Source organism: Brevibacterium sp. LAARM3_SD1, assembly GCF_057364765.1.
This window is the reverse complement of the sequence record NZ_JBNFOL010000019.1, coordinates 56,460-71,611: the sequence shown is the minus strand read 5'-3', so window position 1 is coordinate 71,611 and position 15,152 is coordinate 56,460. Positions and strand designations below refer to the sequence as shown.

The following is a 15,152-nucleotide window of genomic DNA, read 5'->3' as shown; positions in this document are numbered from 1 at the left end:
CAGCAACCTCGCGCGAGGTTGCTGGGCCGCCGTCAGGTAGCAATAAGGGAAGAGAACGGGGTCCGAACCATGTGGTTCGGACCCCGTGCAGCTATAGCCTCAGTCGTTGACTCAGAGAGCGTTGATCTGCGTGGCCAGGCGCGACTTGCGGTTCGCAGCGTTGTTCTTGTGCAGAACACCCTTCGAAACAGCCTTGTCGAGCTTGCGGGCAGCCACAGCATAAGCCTGCTGTGCCTCTTCCTTGTTGCCGGCAGCAATGTTCTCGCGAACGACGCGGACGTAGGACCGAACCTCGGACCGGACAGCCTTGTTGCGCTGACGAGCCTTCTCGTTGGTCTTGATCCGCTTGATCTGGGACTTGATATTAGCCAATTTCAACACTCTTCCGTGTTAGTGGTACATGGTCGTGAGGGCGCATCGAACCGACATGATCATCTCCGCGGGGAAACACATCGACGACATCGAATCCGACGGCGTCTTCACCCGACCTCGGCGAGACACACGCCTTGATGAAGACACAATCACCCATGATACAGGCTCGGGTCCCGGGCTGGAAATCCCTGCGCGCCCAGCAGCGCAGGGAAGATGAAGGCTTCGCTCGGTCGGTCTGCTGGGTCTCAGCCGGAGATGTGCTCGGCGACGCGGTCGAAAACGTCGCGGGGGATGACCGCACCTTCCCGGCGGATCGAATCCGGGTCGAGGCGGATGATCCGATCAAGGCGGAGTTCAGAGGGCCTTCCCTGCGAATCCCAGTCCCCGGTGCCGATGTTCATCCACTTGGCGTGCCGGTCCTCGCGGACCTCGCCGACGCCGCCGGGGATGTGATCCTTGCTCGTGAGCATGAGCGCGAGCACCCACCTGCCGTCACGGCCGACGACCAGCGACGGGCGATCCTTTCCCTGTGAGTGATCCTCCTCGAAGGGGACCCACCCCCAGACGACCTCGCCCGGATCGGCATCGCCGTCGAGATCGGGGGAGTAGCTGACCTTGATCGACCCCGTGAAATCACCAGGGTACGAACCCGAACCGCCTGAGCCGGCACGGTCATCAGACCTCGCCGAGGTGGCACCTCCACCGCCCGACCGCGGAGGATCCTGCCGGCGGGCGTCCGTGGGCTGCGAGGAGCCTCCGGAGTTCTTCTTCGACTGCGACTGTCGCAGGTAGCGCAGCCCCTCACGGACTCCGATTCTCGCGGCCCGATTGACCAGTGATTTCCAATTCATATGTCCAGCCTAAACGAGTCGACTGCCGCAGGTCGCGCAGAACAGCGAACCGACGCAGACATATGAAACCGACACGGTCATGTGAAATCGAGGACAGCCTCGACTGGGAAATGGTCGGAAGGGTACTTCCCATCGACGGCGAACGTGTCGATGCGAGTCGACACAGTGCGCAGGCCCGGGGTGGTGAGGATCCAGTCGATGCGCGGTTCGCCCGCCTTCGGACCCTTGTACCGGTGGAAGGTGCCGATGTCCTCCCCGGGCACCTCGACGGCGGTGTCGGTGAGGTCGAGCTCGGAGCAGAAGAAGTCGTAGACCGGGGAACCGGTGGCGACGTTGAAGTCACCGGTGACCACGCAGGGGTGGGCCGCCTCGGCGATGGTGTCGGCCATGATCCGAGCTGATTCGACACGTGCGCGCTCGGATCTGTGATCGAGGTGGGTGTTGAGCACGCGCAGCCGTCGGTCGGAGGTGAGGTCGCGGACGTCGACCGTCGTCAGGGTGCGCGCATGGGAGACTCCCCACGACTCCGAGGCCACGGTGTCGGGCTGTTCCGAGAGCCAGCTGATGTCGACGGCTTCGACCTCGAAGCGCTGCGAATCGAGGATCACGGCTGTGAACTCGCCGGAATTGCCACCGGAGTGCCCCTCGCCGAGCCAGATGTATTCCTCGGGCAGCAGGCCGATGAGCGTCTCGAGCTGGTCGAGCTCGCCCTCCTGCGTGCCGATGAGGTGGGGATGGGCTCGCCGGATGAGCTCGGCGGCGATCGGCAGCCGCTCGTCGACTGGATGACCGTCCATGGCGGGATAGCGGAGATTGAAGCTCATCACCTTGAATTCGCTCATGACACCATCTTCCCCGATCGACGGCATTGTGTGCGAGGGGCGGGAACAGTCGTCGCGGCCTGTCTGCGGCACCTCTCGGAGGGAGGTCAATCGCAAAGAACACGTTCGTTCAGAGCCTGTACAGCGCCAGCACACCCGTGGATTCCAGGTCCGTGCGCAAGTCATGAAACAATGGGGGATCCGGTCTGACTGGGGACCTGGTCTGTCAAAGGAAGGGCGTTCATGTCACCTCAGGTGAATAAGGAAGCTTCAAAGCGGATTTCACCGTCTGCCACCTCACCCGAGCTGATTCGCAATTTCTGCATCATCGCTCATATCGACCACGGCAAGTCGACCCTGGCCGACCGCATGCTCCAGATGACCGGCGTCGTCGAGAACCGCGATATGCGTGCCCAGTACCTCGACCGGATGGACATCGAACGAGAACGCGGAATCACCATCAAATCCCAGGCCGTGCGCATGCCGTGGGAACACGAGGAGACTCCGTACGCACTCAACATGATCGACACACCCGGCCACGTCGACTTCAGCTATGAGGTCTCGCGGTCGCTGGCCGCCTGTGAAGGCGCACTGCTGCTCGTCGACTCCGCTCAGGGCATCGAAGCCCAGACGCTGGCCAACCTGTACCTGGCCATGGAGAACGATCTGACGATCATTCCCGTGCTCAACAAGATCGACCTGCCGGCCGCACAGCCGGAGAAGTACGCGGAAGAGCTCGCCAACCTCATCGGCTGCGAACCCGAGGACTGCCTGCTCGTGTCCGGCAAGACCGGTGAAGGCGTCGAGGAGGTCCTCGACCGCATCATCACCGATATCCCCGCACCCGTCGGCGACGCCGACGCCCCGGCTCGCGCCATGATCTTCGACTCCGTCTACGACACCTACCGCGGTGTGGTCACCTACGTTCGGCTCGTCGACGGTTCCCTCAAGCCGCGCGAGAAGATCGAGATGATGTCGACCGGCAGCACGCACGAACTGCTCGAGATCGGCGTCTCCTCACCCGAGCCGAAAGCGACGAAAGGCCTCGGCGTCGGAGAGGTCGGCTACCTCATCACCGGCGTCAAAGACGTCCGGCTGTCGAAGGTCGGTGATACCGTCACGCTGGCCGCGTCTCCCTCACCGGAACCGCTCGAGGGCTACAAGGAGCCGCAGCCGATGGTGTATTCGGGTCTGTTCCCGATCGACGGCTCCGACTACCCGGTGCTGCGTGACGCGCTGGACAAGATCAAACTCAACGATGCCTCCCTGGCCTACGAGCCCGAGACGTCCACGGCGCTGGGCTTCGGCTTCCGCTGCGGCTTCCTCGGCCTACTGCACCTCGAGGTCCTCCGCGATCGGCTCGAGCGCGAATACAACCTCGACCTCATCTCGACGGCACCGAGCGTGATATACGACGTGACCATGGAGGACGGGACTGAGACGACGGTGACGAACCCGAGCGAATTCCCCACGGGTAAGGTCAAGGAAGTCAGAGAGCCCATGGTCCGGGCGACGATCCTCACTCCGAGCGACTACATCGGTGCGGTGATGGAGCTGTGTCAGACCCGTCGAGGCAACCTGCAGGGCATGGACTACCTGTCCTCGGACCGCGTGGAGATCCGCTACCGCCTGCCGTTGGCCGAGATCGTCTTCGACTTCTTCGACCAGCTCAAATCACGGACTAAGGGCTATGCGACGCTCGACTACTCCGATGACGGGGAGGATCCGTCGGATCTCGTCAAGGTCGACATCCTGCTGCACGGCGACCAGGTCGATGCGTTCTCCGCGATCGTCCACCGCGACAACGCCTACTCCTACGGTGTGGCGATGGCCGGAAAGCTGCGCAAGCTCATCCCGCGCCAGCAGTTCGAGGTGCCCATCCAGGCGGCCATCGGCTCGCGCATCATTGCCCGCGAGACCATCCGCGCCATCCGCAAGGACGTCCTTTCGAAGTGCTACGGCGGCGACATCAGCCGTAAGCGCAAACTGCTCGAGAAGCAGAAGGAAGGCAAGAAGCGGATGAAGGTGGTCGGCACCGTTGAGGTTCCGCAGGAGGCGTTCATCGCGGCCCTGTCCTCCGACGAGCCGGAGACGAAGGACAGCAAGAAGTAAGTGCCCGCACAACCGACCGGTGAGGTCCCTCCGCGCGACGGTTCCCTGCCGACATCGGCAGGGATCGGCTCCGCCGGGCGGGGGCTGAGTCTCTACGTCCACGTCCCGTACTGCCGGGTCCGCTGCGGCTATTGCGACTTCAACACCTACACCGCCGACGACCTCGGCCCGGGCGCTTCCCGCGAGGACTACCGCGGCAATCTCGCCCGTGAGCTGGATCTGTCCGTGTCCACCCTCGCCGAGGCTGGGGCGGGCGACCGTGAGGTCTCGACGATCTTCTTCGGCGGGGGCACCCCGACGCTGCTCGCCGCGGATGTGCTCGCCGGGGTGATGGACGAAATCCGTGCCCGATACTCCCTGGCCGAAAACGTCGAAGTCACCACCGAAGCCAACCCCGACACCTTGGACCCCGCGTATATCGAGACCCTCGCCGGGGCCGGTTCAACCGCATCTCCATGGGCATGCAGTCGGCCGTGCCGCATGTGCTCGCGACCTTGGACCGCACTCACGATCCCGAGAAGATCCCCGAGGTGGCCCGCTGGGTCAAGGACGCCGACCTCGAGCTCAGCCTCGACCTCATCTACGGCACCCCGGGGGAGTCGATCGACGATTGGCGTCGCTCTCTCGACGTGGCGCTGTCCAACGAGGTCGATCACATCTCGGCATATTCCCTCATCGTCGAACCGGGAACGAAGATGGGTGCGATGGTTCGCCGTGGCGAACTGCCGATGCCTGATGAGGATGACCTGGCCGACAAGTACGAGATCGCTGACGCCGCGATCTCGTCCGCCGGCCTGCACTGGTATGAAGTGAGCAATTGGTCGACCGGTCCCGATACGCGCTGTGAGCACAATATGGCGTACTGGCGCAATGCGGACTGGTGGGGTTTCGGACCCGGTGCGCACTCACATGTCGGGGGAGTCCGGTTCTGGAACGCCAAGCACCCGCGCGCCTGGGCCGACCGACTGATGGCGGGGGAGTCCCCGTCGATCGGTCGTGAGGTCCTCGACGACCAGACCCGGGAGGTCGAACGGATCATGCTCGCCGCCCGCATCGACCGAGAGCTGCGACTGGACACTCTGGCACCAGGCAGCCAGCAGGCGATCGGAACATTCATCAAGCAGGGACTGCTCGCCGCCGATGGTGCGGAGGCAGGCTGGTTCCAGCCGACCCTGCCGGGACGCCTTATGGCCGACTATATGGTGCGCATCCTCACCGAATACGTGTGAATGAGTCTCGCCCCGCCACCCGAATCGGGCGGCGGGGCGAGCTGTTCGGCGAATCTGCTGACGAGAGATTCTCGGAGACCGTCAGATCACTTGACCCAGTTCGGAGTCATCGGGATTCGGTAGCCCTCACCGCGATTGGCTGCCATTCCGGCGATGATCTCGATGACGATCATGTAGATCGAGAGCACCGGCAGGAGCAGGAGGATGAGCAGTCCGATGCCGACGATCGAGAGGATTCCACCGATCAGTCCGATGCCGAACCCGGCGATGACGCCGATGATCAGCAGGTTGAGCGACTGCGCACCATGATGGCGGAGGAACGGCGACTTGTCCTTGTTGATGATGAAGAGGATGAGCGTGACGATCCAGCCGACACCGACCACGTAGGTGGCGGCGTGGGCGAGGTGTGACCACAGCGCGGTCGTCCGTTCGCTCTGATCCGCGTTCCAGAATCCGAGTGAGTTCGGACCATAGGCCGCGTCCGGCAGTTCGGCTCCCATGGGCACACCTGAGGCAGCTGACTGCGCCGAGGATGCTCCCTGGAAACCGTATCCCGGCTGCGGCTGACCCTGGGGAGCGCCGTAGGGCTGTTGGGAACCGTAACCGGGCTGACTGCCATACGCCTGCTGCGAGCCGTAACCGGGCTGCGAGCCCTGCTGAGGGTTCTGAGGCTGCGAACCGTACCCCGGATTCTGCTGGGAGCCGTACTGGGGGTGGCTGCCCTGGTGAGGCTGCGAACCCTGCTGTGGCTGCTGGGTGTACGGCTGCTGCGAGCCCGACTGCGGGGAATAGTTCGGAGGCATCGGCTGTGACTGTCCGTTGTTCGGCTGCTGCGGGTTGTCCGACATGAGAGTCCCTTCAGAGTGTGCGATCACTCCACACTAACCCAGAGAGTCCGGGTAGCCCCAGAGAATCCGGGGTGAGCGGGAATGGTCACTTCACGAAATTGATGGTGAGCGGGAACTTATACCCCTCACCCTTGTTCGCTGCGACGGCCGCGATGATGTAGAAGACGCAGTAGACGAGCGGAACGATGAGCGCCGCATACATGACGATGATGCCGATCCCGAAGGTCACCAGTGCCAGGATGAAACCGACGAAGCCGAAGACGAAGAGCGCACCGAAGGTGACGATCGTGTTCGTGATCATCGCGTTGAGACCCTGACGTGAGTGCTCGCGGACGAACGGCGATTCGTCCTTCTTCACAAGGAACATGATGAGCGGCATGAAGCCGAAGATGAGCGAGCCGAGGTGGGTCCACAATGCCGTGGTCCGGTCGGGTTCGTGGGCCATCCAGAACCGCTCGGAGCCGGGTCCGTAGGCCTGCTCAGGCAGGGAGCGGGAGTCGAACATCGCCGGGTTGTGCATCTGCGGCATACCGTAGCCCGGCTGTGCGCCGTATCCCGGCTGGCCCTCGTAGTTCGGCTGAGCGCCGTACGCCTGCTGCGAACCATACCCCGACTGCCCACCGTAGCCCGGCTGACCGCTGTGCGTCTGCGGCTGCGAATACTGCTGGCCCTGCGGCGCGTAGGGCTGCTGCGAACCGGAGGCCTGAGAATAGTTCGGCGGCATCGGTCGGCTGCCCGGCTGCTCGGGGTGGTACGACATGGGGATCCTTTCGAAGAGTGCTTGCCATTCACCCTAGCCGAGCCAGGTGTCCCGAGGATGTCGGGAAAGCCTCACTCCTGTGACAGATTCGGCACACGCCGACAGCTCCGCGTGACCATGACGCTCCACCGCGCCGCACCACCGACGACTCTCACCCGACGGTGACGAAGTCGATGAGCTCCTCGACCCGCCCCGACAGCGTCGGTTCGACGTCGGCGATGGTGCTCACCTTCCCGAGGATGCGCATCCACCCGCGGGCAACATCCCGATGGTCGGCGTGCGGCCATCCGATGCGACGCAGTATTCCCGTCTTCCAATCCTCACCGCGGGGGACGACCGGCCATTCGCGGATGCCGACGACATGGGGTTTCACCGCCTGCCAGATATCGACGTACGGGTGACCGATGATGTGGACGACATCGCGGTAGCGCGGATCGGCACGGACCGCCTCGGCGATCTTCGATTCCTTCGTCCCACTCACCAGATGGTCGGCGAGGACACCGACTCGATGGTCCCGATCCGGACCGAAGGCCTCGAGCTTGTCGGTGACATCATCGAGACCGCCCAGGGGTTCGACGACGACGCCTTCGATGCGCAGATCATCGCCCCAGATCTTCTCGACGAGTTCGGCATCGTGCTTGCCCTCGACCCAGATCCGCGACCCGCGGGCCACTCGAGCCTTCGCACCGACCACGGCGCGAGAGCCCGAAGCCGTCCGCCCGGGCTGCTGCGCCTTCTTCTTCGGCAGCTGCACATCGACGGGCCGCCCCTCGAGGAGGAAGCCGGGTCCCAGCGGAAAGGCGCGGACCTTGCCGACGCGGTCCTCGAGCTTGACGACGACACCGGCCGTGGTCTTCTCCGCGCCGACGACGGCACCGACATAGCCGCTCATCGCATCCTCGAGAACCATGCCCAGGCCGAGCTCGACCTGACGGGACTTCTTCGGACGGTGCGACGACGGCGAGGAACCGGAGAGCACATCGGGGCCATAACGATCAAAAGCATTCACGGGCACCCACCATAATCAAGGTCGGCCGCGCAGGCGCGCAGACCCGCAGGCCACCCCCAGAAATGAATTCCGGGAACGAGAAGCGTAGAATTGGCACTCAGACTCAAGGAGTGCCAAACACAGGCACGAGACCGCGATCGGCCGGCGACACGGAGAGGAGGCCCGCGATGAACGACAGCAGACGAGCACAGGTGCTGCGCGCCATCGTCGAGGACTTCGTCGCCACCAACGAACCCGTGGGATCGAAAGCCATCGTGCAGCGCCACACCCTCGGCGTCTCTCCTGCCACGATCCGCAACGACATGGCCCAGCTCGAGCATGAGGGGTACATCGCCCAACCCCACACCTCCGCAGGCCGGATTCCCACCGATCTCGGCTACCGGATGTTCGTCGACCGCATCGACGAATTCAAACCGCTGACCACCGCCGAACGTCGCGCGATCTTCCAGCTCATCGACGGCGATGTCGACCTCGACGAGATGCTCGACCGCACCGTCCGCGTCCTCTCCGGTCTCACCCGACAGGTGGCGCTCATCCAATATCCCACGGTGTCGCGGGCGCGCATCAAACACATCGAGATCGTCGGCCTCGGCCCCGGGCGGATCCTCGTCGTCCTCATCACCGACGCCGGTCAGGTCGAACAGAAGTCCGTGATCGCCCCGAGCCCGCTCGACGAAGACGCCGTCCGCGGTCTGCGCGACCAGATCAACGCCGAATTCGCCGGGCGCACACTCGCCCAGGTCTTCGGAGCGAGCCCCGCCGAGGCGGCCGCCCCTGAACCGACCGAGCCGAGCAGTCGTGACGACTCCGGTCTGACGCAGGTCAGGGCCGCTGTCGTCGACCTCGTCGCCGCCACCCGCGAAGAGCGCATCATCATGGCCGGGACCGCGAACCTCGCCCGCTCCGGAAGCGAATTCGGAGAGAAGATGGCCCCGATCCTCGAAGCTTTCGAAGAGCAGGTGGTCCTGCTCAAGCTGCTCACCTCGATGGCCGAAGACCACGAGGGGATCAGCGTGCGCATCGGGCGTGAGAATACTCACGAATCATTCAGTTCGACTTCCGTCGTCGCCGCCGAATATGGTCATGACGCGGGTTCGTCGGCCAGACTGGCAGTGCTCGGTCCGACCCGAATGGACTATCCGACGACGATTTCGGCAGTCCGTGCCGTCGCCAAATACGTGTCCTCGATCCTCGACCGAGGGTAGGGCCGCGGCAGTGACGACGACCAGGGGTGCCCGCGGACGGGCAGCACGACACCGGTGAGTACTGCGCAGTAGGGCAACCACCACCACGAACAGAGAAGACCACTACGTCAGGGAGAGAGAAGTTTCTGTGGCCGATCACTATGAAACACTCGGAGTGTCCAAAGATGCTTCCGCGGCTGAGATCAAGTCGTCGTACCGGAAGCTGGCACGAAAGTATCACCCGGACGTCAATCCCGGTCACGAAGACGAATTCAAGGCCATCTCACTGGCCTACGACGTGCTCTCCGATCCGGAGAAGCGCCGCAACTACGATATGGGCGGCGGCGAGAACGGTCAGGGCTTCCCCGCAGGCGGCGGATTCGGCGGATTCGGCGACATCTTCGAGACCTTCTTCGGCGGAGGCGGCGGACAGGCCGGAGGGCCGATCCCACGCACGCAGCGCGGAAAGGACGCCCTCGTCGGCGTCAACATCGACCTGAAGACCGCGGCGTTCGGCGGCACCGTCGACCTCGACGTGACCACTGCGGTCGTCTGCGACACCTGTTCTGGCGCCGGCACGCAGGAGGGCACCAAGATCGAGACCTGCTCGCTGTGCCACGGCGCCGGCAGCGTCCAGCGCATGACCCGGACCCTGCTGGGTCAGATGGTCACGAACCAGACCTGCAACTCCTGCCACGGCTTCGGCACCGTCATCCCGAACCCCTGCCTCAACTGCCAGGGCGACGGACGCGTGCGCAAACAGCGGACCATGAAGATCCGCATCCCCGCCGGCGTCTCCGACGGCACCCGCATCCAGCTGAGCAGCCAGGGTGAGGTCGGCCCCGGCGGCGGACCCGCCGGTGACCTCTTCGTCGAGGTCATGGTCACCCGCCACGAGGTCTTCCAGCGCGACGGCGACAACCTCCGGGCAGCGGTCTCCGTGCCGATGACCGCAGCGACCCTCGGCGCGACCATCCCGTTCGAGACTTTCGACGGCAGTCAGGACCTCACCATCGCCGCCGGCACCCAGTCCGGCACCGTCGTCAAACTCCCCGGACTCGGAGCCACCCGCCTGCGCTCGGAGACCCGCGGCGACTTGCTCATCACCGTCGACGTCCTCACCCCGGACAAGGTCGACGACGAACAGCGCGAACTGCTCGAGAAGCTCGCCGAACTGCGCGGAGAAGAGACCCCGCGCGCCCAGATCTCGACCGAGAACCGCGGAATGTTCTCCCGCATGCGTGAGAGGTTCGCCGGTCGGTGAGTCTGCCCGTCTTCCGCTCCGCCACCGCCGCCGAGGCGGTCGTCGGGTCCGCCCTCACCCTCGGTGAGGACGTGGCCGGGCACGCGGTGCGGGTGCGTCGGATCGGCCCCGGTGAGGAGATCGAAATCGTCGACGGTGAGGGCACACGTGTGCGCGGAAGCGTCACGGCCGCCTCGGCGAGCGAGGTGACGATCGACGTCACCGCGGTGACGGATGAAGACAGCACGGGCCCACGGCTCGTGCTCGTCCAAGCCCTGGCCAAGGGCGACCGGGACCTGCAGGCCATCGAAACGGCCACGGAGATCGGCGTCGACGAAGTCATCCCCTGGGCCGCCGAACGCTCGATCGCCGACTGGCCGGCGAAGAAGCGGGAGAAGATGGCCGCGAAATGGGAGAACCTCCTGGGCGCGGCCTCCCTGCAGGCCCGACGCTCGCGGTTTCCGGTGCTGTACGAACTCGTCCGCGGTGCCTCCCTGGCCAAATCCCTCGACGAGACCGACGCGGTCTTCGTCCTCCACGAGACCGCCGAGCGCAGGCTCTCCGAAGCGCTGGCGGCGCTGACCGCCGACGAGTCCTCGCCGCTGCCGGAGCGCATCGTCTTCGTCGTCGGACCCGAGGGCGGCATCAGTGATGGAGAACTCGACGCCCTGAGCGCTTGTGGAGCGACTCCGGTGCTGCTGGGACCGACGATCCTGCGCTCGTCATCGGCGGGACCCGCCGGCCTCGTCCTGGCCCAGAATTCATTGGGCCGTTGGTGAGGCATCGGACTAGGATGGAAGCACACTCAGGCGCTGCCGGAGATGGTGCGCCCACTTGCAAAGGAACATTCTGGACATCACCCCACCGAACACGAACCCCATGAACCCCACCGACTCGGACACCGCCGCCCCCGGTGACGGTGCCGCAGGCAAGGACGCCGTGACGGACACGCGCGGCGCCGAACGCGACACCGTGCGCCTGGTCATCCCGGACTCCATCGACCTCGTCGCCTTCTTCGGCCCCGGAGAATCGAACCTGCGCGCGCTGGAGAAGACCTTCGACGACCTCGACATCCATGTTCGGGCCAACCAGGTCCAGGTCACCGGCGATCCCAAGCGCGTGGAAGCCTTCGTCAGCGTCATCGGGGAACTCAAGAAGCTCCACACGGCCGGCCATCGCATCAACGAAGAGACGATCGACCGGGTCACGACGTTCTCCTCCGAAGGGGCGGCGCCTCGGCGGTGCTGGGCACGAACATCCTCTCCACCAGGGGAAAGTCGATTCGTCCGAAGACGATGGGCCAACACGACTACGTCAAGGCTATCCGCAACCACACGATCACCTTCGGCATCGGCCCGGCCGGAACCGGCAAGACGTATCTGGCGATGGCCATGGCCGTCAATGCCCTCCAGCACAAAGAGGTCTCGCGGATCATCCTCACCCGGCCGGCCGTCGAAGCCGGGGAATCACTGGGATATCTGCCGGGCACGCTCAACGACAAGATCGACCCGTATGTGCGCCCGCTCTATGACGCTCTGCACGATATGGTCGACCCCGAGTCGATCCCGCTGCTCATCGAGACCGGCACGATCGAGGTCGCTCCCTTGGCCTATATGCGCGGGCGGACCCTCAACGACGCCTTCATCATCCTCGACGAGGCCCAGAACACGACCGCCGAGCAGATGAAGATGTTCCTCACCCGACTCGGCTTCGGATCGCGCATGGTCGTCACCGGCGACATCTCCCAGATCGACCTGCCGGGCAAGACCCGCAGCGGACTCAAGGTCGTCCGCGACATCCTCGACGGGATCGACGACCTGCAGTTCTGCGAGCTGGGCAGCAAGGACGTCGTCCGGCATTCGCTGGTGACGAAGATCGTCGAAGCCTACGACCTGTGGGGGAATGCCGAATGAACACCGAGATCCTCAACGAGACCGACGCCGAGGTGGACCTGGACGAAGTCGTGGCCCTGACCGAATACTTGGGCGATGCCCTGCACATGCACCCCGGTGCAGAGCTGGCCGTGACGATGGTCGATTCGGCGGCCATGTCCGAACTCCACGTCACCTGGATGGACCTCGAAGGTCCGACCGACGTCATGTCGTTTCCCATGGATCAGCTCCACCGCGGTGAGCCGGACAAGCCGACCGAGGGTCAGATGGGCGATATCATCATCTGCCCCGGGGTCGCCGAGGCCCAAGCTCGTGCGGCCGGCCATTCGACGATGGACGAGATCCTTCTGCTCACCGTCCACGGATTCCTCCACCTGCTCGGCTACGACCACGGTGAGCCCGAGGCGCGGGAGGAGATGTTCGCACTCCAGCGGCATCTGCTGCTGACCTTCTTCGCGGCCCGCTACGACGGTCGCACCGACATCCCCACCCCCACCGAGGTCTGATCGTGTTCATGTTCTTCCTCGGGGCGGCACTGTGCCTCATCATCGCAGCCACCCTCTCCGCTGTGGATGCTGCGCTGCTCAACGTCTCCCACCATGCGGTCGAGGAGGCGAAGGAGGACGGCAAACGCTCAGCTGTGCGCGTGGAGAGGATTCTCGCGGACCTGCCGACGAACATCAACGTCATCATCTTCGTCCGCAACTTCCTCGAAGCACTCGCTACGGTCTTCATCGCCCTGGCCTACGACTCCTACTACTCCGTGGGCCCGCTCATGGTCTTCCTCACGGTGATCACCGCCTCGGTGTCGGTCTTCATCATCGCCGGAGTGTCCCCGCGCACGATCGGCAAACGGCGGTCGCTGGCCGTGAGCCTCAACCTCAGCTGGGTTGTGCGCATCGTCCTCGTCGCGCTCAAACCGCTGACCCGCATCCTCGTCGTGCTCGGCAATCTGCTCACACCCGACAAGGTGTACAAGGACGGTCCGTTCGTGACCTCCGAACAGCTGCGCGACCTCGTCGAACGTGCCAGCGAATCCGACGTCATCGAAGACGGCGAACGCGAGATGATCCAGTCCGTGTTCAACCTCTCGGACACCTCGGCGAACGAAGTCATGGTGCCGCGCACCGACCTCATCACCGTCGATGCGGACGTGAGTCTGCAGAAGACGATGAACCTGTTCTTCCGCTCCGGCTTCTCCCGCATCCCCGTCTGCGGGGAGGATCTCGACGACGTCCGCGGAGTCGCCTACCTCAAGGACGTCGCGCGTCGTCTCCACCTCCACCCCGAGGAGGCCGGGCGTCCCGTGGGCAACCTGGCTCGCACCGTCCTGTTCGTCCCTGAGACGAAGCCCGCCGATGACCTGCTGCGGCAGATGCAGTTGGACTCGACGCATCTGGCGATCCTCGTCGACGAATACGGCGGCACCGCCGGGCTTGTGACGATCGAGGACATCGTCGAAGAGATCGTCGGCGAGATCGAAGACGAATACGACAACGGCGATGACGAACTCGTCGCCGCCGACGACGGATCGTTCATCATCAGCACCCGCATGTCGATCTCCGACTTCGCCGAATACTTCGATGTCAGGATCGACGAGGACGATGTCAACAGCGTCGGCGGACTGCTGTCGAAGCTCATCGACCGAGTGCCGATCGACGGTTCGCGCGCTGAGATCGAAGGACTCGCGATCGAAGCCATGGAGGGTCAGGGCCGCCGCCACCGGATCACCCACGTGCGGGTCACCCGCACCCACGAGGACAGCAGAGACGACGCGCAGACCGCCGCAGCCGGTGGTTCGGGGACGAAGGAAGAGGACTGAGATGGAATTTCGCACGGACTACCCCGAGGACTACCGGGCCGGTTTCGCCTGCTTCGTGGGGCGGCCCAATACGGGCAAATCGACGCTGACGAACGCTCTGGTGGGGGAGAAGGTCGCGATCACCTCGGCCAAACCTCAGACGACCCGTCACACCATTCGGGGAATCGTCCACAAGGACGACCACCAGCTCATCCTCATCGACACCCCCGGACTGCACAAACCGCGCACCCTGCTCGGTTCACGGCTGAATGATCTTGTGGCGTCCACACTGGGAGAGGTCGACGTCATCGGCTTCTGCCTGCCCGCCGATGAGCCGATCGGCCCCGGTGACCGCTATATCGCCTCCCAGCTGGCGCTGCTGGACGGACGGACCCCGATCGTGGCGCTCGTGACGAAGGTCGATCGGGTGCCCAAGGACAAGATCGCCGAGGCGCTGCTGGCCGTCGGGGAACTCGCCGACTTCGCCGATGTCGTCCCCGTCTCCGCGGTTGAGGACTTCCAGGTCGACACCGTCGATTCGGTGCTCGCGGCGCACCTGCCGACATCACCTCCGCTCTACCCCGACGGCGACCTCACGGATGAGCCGGAGGAGAAGATGATCGCCGAACTCGTCCGTGAAGCAGCCCTCGAGGGTGTGCGGGATGAGCTGCCACATTCGCTGGCCGTGCAGGTCGAGGAGATGTATCCGCGGGAGGGACGCAGCGAGGAAAATCCGCTGTGGAACGTCCACGTCAACCTCTATGTCGAACGTCCCAGTCAGAAGGCCATCATCATCGGCAAGGGCGGCAGCCGACTGAAGGCTATCGGCTCGGAATCCCGGCAGGGCATCGAACGGCTCCTCGGCACGAAGGTCTACCTCGACCTGCACGTCAAGGTGGCCAAGGACTGGCAGCGCGATCCCAAGCAGCTCGGCCGCCTCGGCTTCGACTTCAACAACTGAGCCTGTCAAGCCTGTCGCCGATGGCGGGGTGTATCGCGCGTTGTCTGTCAGTTGTCAGGTGGCGGAATC

14 protein-coding genes and 1 pseudogene are annotated in these 15,152 nt (G+C 64.5%); 9 read left to right on the top strand and 6 right to left on the bottom strand.

The window, feature by feature from the left end; translation table 11 throughout:
• Positions 1–111 precede the first annotated feature (111 nt).
• From rpsT to AC2W7L_RS11815, 3 genes are all read right to left on the bottom strand, one after another.
• A complete protein-coding gene (gene rpsT / locus AC2W7L_RS11825; RefSeq protein WP_139467376.1) occupies positions 112–372 on the bottom strand; it encodes a 30S ribosomal protein S20 in 261 nt (86 codons plus the stop codon).
• Between the two features lie 245 nt (positions 373–617).
• Entirely contained in the window at positions 618–1,223 is a 606-nt protein-coding gene (locus AC2W7L_RS11820; RefSeq protein WP_486004619.1) for a type II toxin-antitoxin system PemK/MazF family toxin, read from the bottom strand.
• Positions 1,224–1,300: 77 nt separating this feature from the next.
• Entirely contained in the window at positions 1,301–2,065 is a 765-nt protein-coding gene (locus AC2W7L_RS11815; protein WP_167196696.1) for an endonuclease/exonuclease/phosphatase family protein, read from the bottom strand.
• Between the two features lie 222 nt (positions 2,066–2,287).
• Between AC2W7L_RS11815 and lepA the strand changes: the two genes are divergently transcribed.
• Together lepA and hemW are read left to right on the top strand one after the other, a co-directional pair.
• The gene (lepA, locus tag AC2W7L_RS11810) at positions 2,288–4,156 is read left to right on the top strand and encodes a translation elongation factor 4 (protein ID WP_486004618.1); all 1,869 of its coding nucleotides are present in this window, start codon (positions 2,288–2,290) and stop codon (positions 4,154–4,156) included.
• Positions 4,157–5,385 (top strand): annotated as a pseudogene (hemW, locus tag AC2W7L_RS11805) (radical SAM family heme chaperone HemW).
• A gap of 86 nt (positions 5,386–5,471) precedes the next feature.
• Here the strand turns inward: hemW and AC2W7L_RS11800 are convergent.
• From AC2W7L_RS11800 to AC2W7L_RS11790, 3 genes are all read right to left on the bottom strand, one after another.
• On the bottom strand, positions 5,472–6,233 hold the full coding sequence (locus AC2W7L_RS11800; RefSeq protein ID WP_486004617.1) for a DUF4870 domain-containing protein: 762 nt from the start codon (positions 6,231–6,233) through the stop codon (positions 5,472–5,474).
• 85 nt (positions 6,234–6,318) lie between these two features.
• Positions 6,319–6,993 (bottom strand): DUF4870 domain-containing protein, encoded by a 675-nt coding sequence (locus tag AC2W7L_RS11795; protein WP_486004616.1) that lies wholly within the window; start codon positions 6,991–6,993, stop codon positions 6,319–6,321.
• 151 nt (positions 6,994–7,144) lie between these two features.
• Positions 7,145–8,008 (bottom strand): DUF3097 family protein, encoded by an 864-nt coding sequence (locus tag AC2W7L_RS11790; protein WP_486004615.1) that lies wholly within the window; start codon positions 8,006–8,008, stop codon positions 7,145–7,147.
• 161 nt (positions 8,009–8,169) lie between these two features.
• On the opposite strand from AC2W7L_RS11790, the gene hrcA reads away from it, so the two are divergent.
• From hrcA to era, 7 genes are all read left to right on the top strand, one after another.
• On the top strand, positions 8,170–9,207 hold the full coding sequence (gene hrcA / locus AC2W7L_RS11785; protein ID WP_486004614.1) for a heat-inducible transcriptional repressor HrcA: 1,038 nt from the start codon (positions 8,170–8,172) through the stop codon (positions 9,205–9,207).
• A 127-nt stretch (positions 9,208–9,334) separates the two neighbouring features.
• A complete protein-coding gene (gene dnaJ / locus AC2W7L_RS11780) occupies positions 9,335–10,450 on the top strand; it encodes a molecular chaperone DnaJ (protein ID WP_486004613.1) in 1,116 nt (371 codons plus the stop codon).
• The gene (locus AC2W7L_RS11775; protein ID WP_486004612.1) at positions 10,447–11,208 is read left to right on the top strand and encodes a 16S rRNA (uracil(1498)-N(3))-methyltransferase; all 762 of its coding nucleotides are present in this window, start codon (positions 10,447–10,449) and stop codon (positions 11,206–11,208) included. The genes dnaJ and AC2W7L_RS11775 overlap by 4 nt, the downstream gene beginning before the upstream one ends.
• A gap of 462 nt (positions 11,209–11,670) precedes the next feature.
• The gene (locus AC2W7L_RS11770; protein ID WP_486004611.1) at positions 11,671–12,342 is read left to right on the top strand and encodes a PhoH family protein; all 672 of its coding nucleotides are present in this window, start codon (positions 11,671–11,673) and stop codon (positions 12,340–12,342) included.
• Complete coding sequence (gene ybeY / locus AC2W7L_RS11765) at positions 12,339–12,827, top strand: rRNA maturation RNase YbeY (protein WP_486004610.1); 489 nt, start codon at positions 12,339–12,341, stop codon at positions 12,825–12,827. Before AC2W7L_RS11770 ends, ybeY begins: the two co-directional genes overlap by 4 nt.
• A gap of 8 nt (positions 12,828–12,835) precedes the next feature.
• Complete coding sequence (locus AC2W7L_RS11760) at positions 12,836–14,143, top strand: hemolysin family protein (RefSeq protein ID WP_486004621.1); 1,308 nt, start codon at positions 12,836–12,838, stop codon at positions 14,141–14,143.
• Between the two features lies 1 nt (position 14,144).
• A complete protein-coding gene (gene era, locus AC2W7L_RS11755) occupies positions 14,145–15,083 on the top strand; it encodes a GTPase Era (protein ID WP_486004609.1) in 939 nt (312 codons plus the stop codon).
• The last annotated feature ends 69 nt before the right edge of the window (positions 15,084–15,152 follow it).

Coding starts and splice junctions, on each gene's coding strand:
- AC2W7L_RS11820 (WP_486004619.1), bottom strand. CDS start 1,223: ATGAATTGGAAATCACTGGTCAATCGGGCCGCGAGAATCGGAGTCCGT.
- AC2W7L_RS11815 (WP_167196696.1), bottom strand. CDS start 2,065: ATGAGCGAATTCAAGGTGATGAGCTTCAATCTCCGCTATCCCGCCATG.
- lepA (WP_486004618.1), top strand. CDS start 2,288: ATGTCACCTCAGGTGAATAAGGAAGCTTCAAAGCGGATTTCACCGTCT.
- AC2W7L_RS11800 (WP_486004617.1), bottom strand. CDS start 6,233: ATGTCGGACAACCCGCAGCAGCCGAACAACGGACAGTCACAGCCGATG.
- AC2W7L_RS11795 (WP_486004616.1), bottom strand. CDS start 6,993: ATGTCGTACCACCCCGAGCAGCCGGGCAGCCGACCGATGCCGCCGAAC.
- hrcA (WP_486004614.1), top strand. CDS start 8,170: ATGAACGACAGCAGACGAGCACAGGTGCTGCGCGCCATCGTCGAGGAC.
- ybeY (WP_486004610.1), top strand. CDS start 12,339: ATGAACACCGAGATCCTCAACGAGACCGACGCCGAGGTGGACCTGGAC.
- AC2W7L_RS11760 (WP_486004621.1), top strand. CDS start 12,836: ATGTTCTTCCTCGGGGCGGCACTGTGCCTCATCATCGCAGCCACCCTC.
- era (WP_486004609.1), top strand. CDS start 14,145: ATGGAATTTCGCACGGACTACCCCGAGGACTACCGGGCCGGTTTCGCC.